Here is a 6015-nt window from a genome sequence, read left to right as displayed (position 1 = left end):
GTAGGAGCGAGCGCAGCTCGCGATGCGCCGCGCGGGCGGCGCTCGATCTCAAAGGCGAAAAACCCCTTAAGGCGGGCACCTGTAACCCCTCACACCCGTCTCCCCGCAAACCAATCGACACCAAGGTTCAACCCTGCTCAAACCCCTGCCACCCACCGCCCAGCGCCTTGTACAACCCCACCAGGGCCTGGGAAACCGCCGCCGAACTGTCGATCAGCTGCTCCTCACTGGTCAGCAAGGCGCCCTGCACGGTCAGCACATTGAGAAAGTCCACTGCGCCTTCCACGTACTGGCGCTGGGCAGTTTCCAGGGCGATACGGTTCTGGCGCACGGCTTCGGCCAGGTGATCGCGGCGCAGCTGGCTGGCGTTGTACAAGCGCAGCACGTCGTCGATCTCGTGCCACGCGCCCAGCACAACCTTGCGGTAGTTCAAGGCCGCTTCCTGCTGCTGCGCCTCGCGCAGCGCCAGGGTGCCCTTGAGCCGGCCACCTTCGAAAATCGGCAACGACAACTGCGGCCCAAACGCGAAGCGGCGCGAATCCCACGTGCCGAAATCGGCCAGTTGCATGGCCTGGAAGCCGACATTGCCCAACAGCCGAATGCTGGGGTAGAAGTCGGCCTTGGCCACGCCAATGCTGGCCGTGGCTGCATGCAGGCGGGCTTCGGCCTGGCGAATGTCGGGCCGGCGCTGGGCCAGTTCGGACGGTAAACCGATAGCAAAGCGCTGTTGCGGTGCAGGCAGGTCGGCGCCCTGCTGCAGTTGGGCCTGCAGGCTGCGCGGCGGTTCGGCGGCGAGCAGGCTCAGGGCATTGATCAGGTCGTCACGTCGGGCTTCCAGCGTAGGCAGGCGTGCCTCGATGGACGCCACTTGGGCACTGGCCTGGGCCACGTCCAACCGGGTGGCGACGCCCTCGGCCTGGCGGTCTTCAGACAGCTTCAGGCTATGCCGGGCGACCTTGAGGTTGTCCTGCGTCACGGCCAGGGTGTGCTGCACGGCGCGCAGTTGGATATAGTCCCCGGCGGTTTCCGAGAGCAATGCCAGCAACACGGCGCGGCGATCGTTTTCGGCCACCTGTACCGAGGCATCCGCCGCCTCTACTTGCCGTCGCACACGGCCCCACAGGTCAAGTTCCCACCCGGCCACCAGGTCACCCTGCCACAGGTTGAACGCCTGCTTGCCGGCCTTGCCCGAGGGGTCATTCAGGCCCTCGGCACTGTTGCGGGCGCGGCTGTAACCGGCGTTGGCCTCCACTGTCGGCGCTTCGTCGGCCGCCACGGTGCTGCGCATTGCCCGGCTTTGCAGCAGGCGCGCACTGGCCATCTGCAGGTCGAGGTTGCGCTCGGCAACCCGCTGGATCAGCGCGGTGAGCTGCGCATCGTGAAAGGTTTCCCACCACCGGGTTTCCAGCGGTTCAGGCTGCGGTTGGCTGGCCGCAGCCTGGCCCTGGATACCGGCCCACTGCTGCGGGGCCTGGCTGTCGGGCCGCTGGAAATCCGGGCCCAGGGTACAGCCGGCCATGCACAGGGCCAGCAGCAACGGGCTCAAGCGTAATGCCGGCTTCATCGTGCACTGACCTCGCTGCCCTGCAGTGTTTGCGCCTGGGTATCAATGGTGGCCTCCACCGACATGCCTACCCGCAGGCGGCTCAGCAGGGGTTGCCCGTCATCGAACACGATTTTCACCGGGATGCGCTGTACCACCTTGGTGAAGTTACCCGTGGCGTTGTCTGGTTTGACGGCGGCGAAGGTGACGCCCGTTGCCGGGGCGATGCTTTGCACGTGGCCGTGCAGTTGCTCACCGGCGAAGGTGTCGACGCTGACAGTCACCGGCTGGCCGGGCTGCACGTGGGTCAGCTGGGTTTCCTGGAAGTTGCCGACCACATAGGCCTGCTGCAACGGCACCACCGAAAGCAGCCGCGCCCCAGGCGTTACATAGGCACCCACGCGCAAGGCGCGCTCACCCACCATGCCATCCACCGGTGCAGTGATGCGGGTGTACGACAAATCCAGCTGGGCTTTCTCCAAGCCCGCTTCGGCACGTTTGAGCTGGCCATCGGCACTGGCCACCTGTGCGGTGAGGATGTCCACCTGCTTGCGGGTAGCCACCAGCGCCGCCTGGGCATTGGCCAGACGGGCCCGGGCCTGATCCACCCGGCTGCGGGCTTGCTGGGCGTTCTGCACGGTGCCGGCGCCCTGCTCGGCCAGCCGGCCGTAGCGGCGCACTTCATGGTCGGCAAAGCTCACTTCGGCCTGGGCCGCCTTGACCGCCGCTTCGGCCTGGGCGATCAGTGCCCCCTGCCGGTCAAGGGTGGCGCGGGCGTCGGCGCTTTGTGCCTGGGCCACCAACAACTGCGCCTGGGCAGCATCCAGGGCAGCCTGGTAGTCACGGGCGTCGATGGTCGCCAGCAACTGCCCAGCCTCGACCTGCTGGTTGTCCTCCACCAATACGTCCTTGATGAAGCCGGCGACCTTGGGCGCGACCACGGTGTAGTCGGCGATCACATAGGCATCGTTGGTGCTCTGCCGGTGGTCACTGCCAAACAGCCAGGGGCCAACGAGAGCGGCCAGCACGGCCACGGCCAGCACTGAGCCAATGAACAGGGTTTTGCGGTTTTGGGTCATTTCAGCGTTACTCGAAGTCATCCAGGGATCAGGCCACCGCACGCGGCGGGTAGACCCGGGTAGGCACGAAAGGAATCAGGCAGATCAGGGCAACGGCGACACCCGCCATGACCAGGTAGAGGTCGGCGGAGGTCAGTACCGCGGCTTGTTCGTGAATGCGTGCAGCCAGGCCAGGGGTGTTGCCGTCTACCAACGCGGCATTGCCCAGGCTGTCGACCAGGTGGTTGGAATGGAAATGCCGGCGCACGGTACCCAGCCCGTCCAGCAGGCCGCCCGCGATGGCGGCGGACAGGCCCTTGACGGTGTTGAACCAGGCGGATGCAAACGGCCCGTCCTGCGGGCTCATCCCCGTGGTGGACAGCATCAGCAGGGGCAGCACGGCCATGGGCTGGCCAAACACCTGCAGTAGGTAGAACGGGTAGAAGTCGCCCCGTATCCACTGTGAGGTCAGCAGGCTGCTGCCAATGCACGAGCAGCACAGCATGGCCAGCCCACAAGCCAGCACCCACCGGCAATCCACCGCGCGGATGTTGCACAGCGCGGCAGTAAGCGGTAGCGCGATGAGCTGGGGCATGGCCACCAGCAGCATCAACGGGCTGGTCTGCGCGGGCCGATACCCTTGCACCTGCGCCAGGTAGGCTGACGGGAGGCTGCCTACGCCCGAGAGCACTACCAGCACGCCACACAGTGTCAGCAAGGCAAAACTCAGGTTGCGCCGCGACAACATGCGCAACTGGAAGAACGGCAGAGGCTCGGACCACTCGTTGAACAGAAACAGCACCAGCAGCAACACGCCCCCGCCCAGCAGCCAGCAGATCAGCGGCGAGTCGAACCAGCCCCAGCGGTCGCCCAGCGAAAGCCCCAGCACGATACTGCTGATGGCCGGCAGGCCAAGCACCACACCGCGCCAGTCGAACTGCTTGAAACGTTCAAGGCGCAACGGGTCCTGCGGCAGGCCCCAGGCCACGCAGGCACCCGCCAGCAGTGACGGCGCAATGATCTGCCAGAACGCCCATTGCCAGCCGACGTACTCGGTCCACAGGCCCGCCAGCGGCGTGCCCAGGTTGGGGCCGAACGTTGCAGTCAGGGCATAACAGGCCAGCCCATATACCTTGATGCCTGGGGGCAGAAAGCGCAGGGCCACGCTCATCAGCATCGGCGGCAAGGCACCGGAGGCAAAGCCCTGCAGCACCCGCAGCAGCATCAGGCCGTGCAGGTTGGGGGCAAATGGCTGCAGCAGGCCCAGCACCGCGAACAATGCGATGGCGCAGAGGGTGAAGCGCCGCAGGGAGAAGGTGGTAGCCAGCCACGGCGCGAAGGCCATGGCCGACACCGAGGCGGCGCTGTACGCCGCCAGCAGCCAGGCGCCTTCGTCGGCACCAATACCCATGGCCCCGCGGATATCGGCCAGGGAAATCTTGGTCACCGATTCGTTCAGGCCCGCACACAGCACGGCCAGCAACACGCCAAACAGCCCAACCACCACCCGCAGGCCGAAGGCGCTCGGCACCGGTACGGCCGGCGCGGGTGCGGCGGCGGTTCCGGTAGAAGGGGCAGACAAGGCATTCATTAACAGAAATCTCCAGCAACATATTTGCGACCGGAGCAATTTTAAGAAGGTCGAATGATGACGAAAACTGAATTGTCAGCAGGTTTATATTGCGTCAAACGCAATCGACAACCTTCACGGGTCGCTGATACCGCAGGTTTTCATGGTCTGGCGTAGCCAGCGGTGGGCGGGGTCGTTGTCAAAGCGCGGGTGCCAGGCCTGCATCACGGTGACGGTTTCCAGCGGCACCGGGATCTCAAAGGACCGCAACGGCAGTTTCAGGCGCTGCACGCTGTTCAGGATGTTGGCGGGTATGGGCAGGATCAGGTCCGAGTCCGGCAGCGAGAACATCGCAGAATGGAAGCTGGTGGTGATCAGTGCCACTTGCCGTTCCACCCGGTGGTTGGCCAAGGCCACATCGATTGGCCCATTGGCGCGGCCCCGACGGGACACGCTGATCTGCGGGAACGCGGCAAAGCGTTCGGGGGTAATGGGGCCGTCGAAGATGGGGTGGTCGGTACGGGCCAGCCCCACGAAGTAGGTATTGAACAGGCTCTGCACCTTGATCTCCGGGCCCAGTTCCACGGAGGAGCTGACGATCAGGTCGATCTGCCCGTTGCGCAGCATGGCATCGTCATCGCCACTGCCCTCTGGCACGAAGCGCAGCACGGTGTGGGGTGCCTGGGCCAGCATCATGCGCAGCAGCTTGGCCCCGTACAGGGCAATGAACAGGTCGTTGGTGCGGATGTTGAAGGCCCGGTGCAGGTTGGCCAGGTCCACGCCTTCACGGCTGCGGAACACCTGCCCGGCCTGCTCGACCAAGCCGTGCACCTGATCGCGCAAGGCCAGTGCGCGCGGGGTGGGGACCAGGCCGCGACCGGCGCGCACCAGTATCGGGTCGCCCAGCGCCTCCCGGATGCGCCCCAGGGTGCGGCTCATGGCAGCGGGGCTCAGGTTCATGCGCTGCGCGGCGCCCACCACGCTGCCCTCGTCGAGCAGCACATCGAGGGCGACCAGCAGGTTCATGTCCGGGAGTTGCATGGGGGTGGTTTCCGTCGCGCTATTTCGATGGGGCGATGGTAGCAGGTTGCCCGATTGCGTCTGGTGCAATGCGCTCGTGCGCGATGGGGTATTTATCCACAGGGTGGGTTGGGCGAAGAATGGTGGCTGGAAGACAGCCCTTTTTGCCTGGCCGACTCAAGGAAACACGATGCCCTGCCCTGTCCTTATTGCCATTGACGCCTCCCCCGCCTCCCACGCGCTGGTTACCCTGGCCAGGCGGTATTGCCAACCTGGGGAACACAGCCTGCATGTGCTGCTGGCCATTGATGCCACCTTCGCAGTGCATGATGCGCCTGGGCCTTATACGCCTGAGGAAATGCAGGAGTACCCTGCGGCTTGCGAGGAGCAGCAGCATGCGGATCAGGCTGTGGCGGCGGCTGTGGATGATCTGCAACGTGCGGGGTTTGAGTGCCAGGGGCACATGATGGCTGGGCTGCCGGCTGAGGTGATTGTGGGGAAGGCGCGGGCGCTGGGGTGTGAGTTGATCATCATGGGGCACCGGCATTTGTCGCGGCTGGGGCGGTTGTTGGACCCTTCGGTGAGTGGGAAGGTGATTGATGGGGTGCAGGTGCCGGTGTTGGTGGCGCCGGCGGGGTGAGGCTATTCCAAATAACCACACGACGTAATAGAACTTGAAGCTTCAAGCTTCAAGCTTCAAGCTTCAAGCTTCAAGCTCATTCAGTGTGGGCGCGGACACCGAGCTACCATTCTTTTACGTGATTTGCGCTTAATCACCTTTCCGCCCTTACGGCGGGTTACTTTGGTCGCGGCCAAAGTAACCA

Annotated in this window: 5 protein-coding genes; 1 reads left to right on the top strand and 4 read right to left on the bottom strand. The window is 64.9% G+C overall.

The window, feature by feature from the left end:
• Positions 1-127: 127 nt before the first annotated feature.
• The 4 genes from IAE38_RS23470 to IAE38_RS23455 form a co-directional block, all read right to left on the bottom strand.
• Positions 128-1564, bottom strand: a complete 1437-nt coding sequence (locus tag IAE38_RS23470; protein ID WP_201219557.1) for an efflux transporter outer membrane subunit — start codon at positions 1562-1564, stop codon at positions 128-130.
• Positions 1561-2622: an HlyD family secretion protein gene (locus tag IAE38_RS23465; protein ID WP_028635248.1), complete on the bottom strand. Its 1062-nt coding sequence runs from the start codon at positions 2620-2622 to the stop codon at positions 1561-1563. Before IAE38_RS23465 ends, IAE38_RS23470 begins: the two co-directional genes overlap by 4 nt.
• 28 nt (positions 2623-2650) lie before the next feature.
• Positions 2651-4192, bottom strand: coding sequence for an MFS transporter (locus IAE38_RS23460; protein ID WP_201219555.1), 1542 nt, complete (start codon positions 4190-4192; stop codon positions 2651-2653).
• A gap of 114 nt (positions 4193-4306) precedes the next feature.
• Entirely contained in the window at positions 4307-5212 is a 906-nt protein-coding gene (locus IAE38_RS23455) for a LysR family transcriptional regulator (protein ID WP_201165733.1), read from the bottom strand.
• Between the two features lie 169 nt (positions 5213-5381).
• Here IAE38_RS23455 and IAE38_RS23450 point away from each other — a divergent pair, with 169 nt between their 5' ends.
• Complete coding sequence (locus IAE38_RS23450; protein WP_201165735.1) at positions 5382-5831, top strand: universal stress protein; 450 nt, start codon at positions 5382-5384, stop codon at positions 5829-5831.
• The last annotated feature ends 184 nt before the right edge of the window (positions 5832-6015 follow it).

The sequence above is a fragment of the Pseudomonas sp. S32 genome, from assembly GCF_016648095.1.
Classification (GTDB): domain Bacteria; phylum Pseudomonadota; class Gammaproteobacteria; order Pseudomonadales; family Pseudomonadaceae; genus Aquipseudomonas; species Aquipseudomonas parafulva.
This window is presented reverse-complemented; position numbering and strand designations above follow the sequence as displayed.

What these genes read in the sequence shown, in the direction of transcription:
- IAE38_RS23470 (WP_201219557.1), bottom strand. Translation starts at nt 1,564, where the DNA reads ATGAAGCCGGCATTACGCTTGAGCCCGTTGCTGCTGGCCCTGTGCATG.
- IAE38_RS23465 (WP_028635248.1), bottom strand. Translation starts at nt 2,622, where the DNA reads ATGACCCAAAACCGCAAAACCCTGTTCATTGGCTCAGTGCTGGCCGTG.
- IAE38_RS23460 (WP_201219555.1), bottom strand. Translation starts at nt 4,192, where the DNA reads ATGAATGCCTTGTCTGCCCCTTCTACCGGAACCGCCGCCGCACCCGCG.
- IAE38_RS23455 (WP_201165733.1), bottom strand. Translation starts at nt 5,212, where the DNA reads ATGCAACTCCCGGACATGAACCTGCTGGTCGCCCTCGATGTGCTGCTC.
- IAE38_RS23450 (WP_201165735.1), top strand. Translation starts at nt 5,382, where the DNA reads ATGCCCTGCCCTGTCCTTATTGCCATTGACGCCTCCCCCGCCTCCCAC.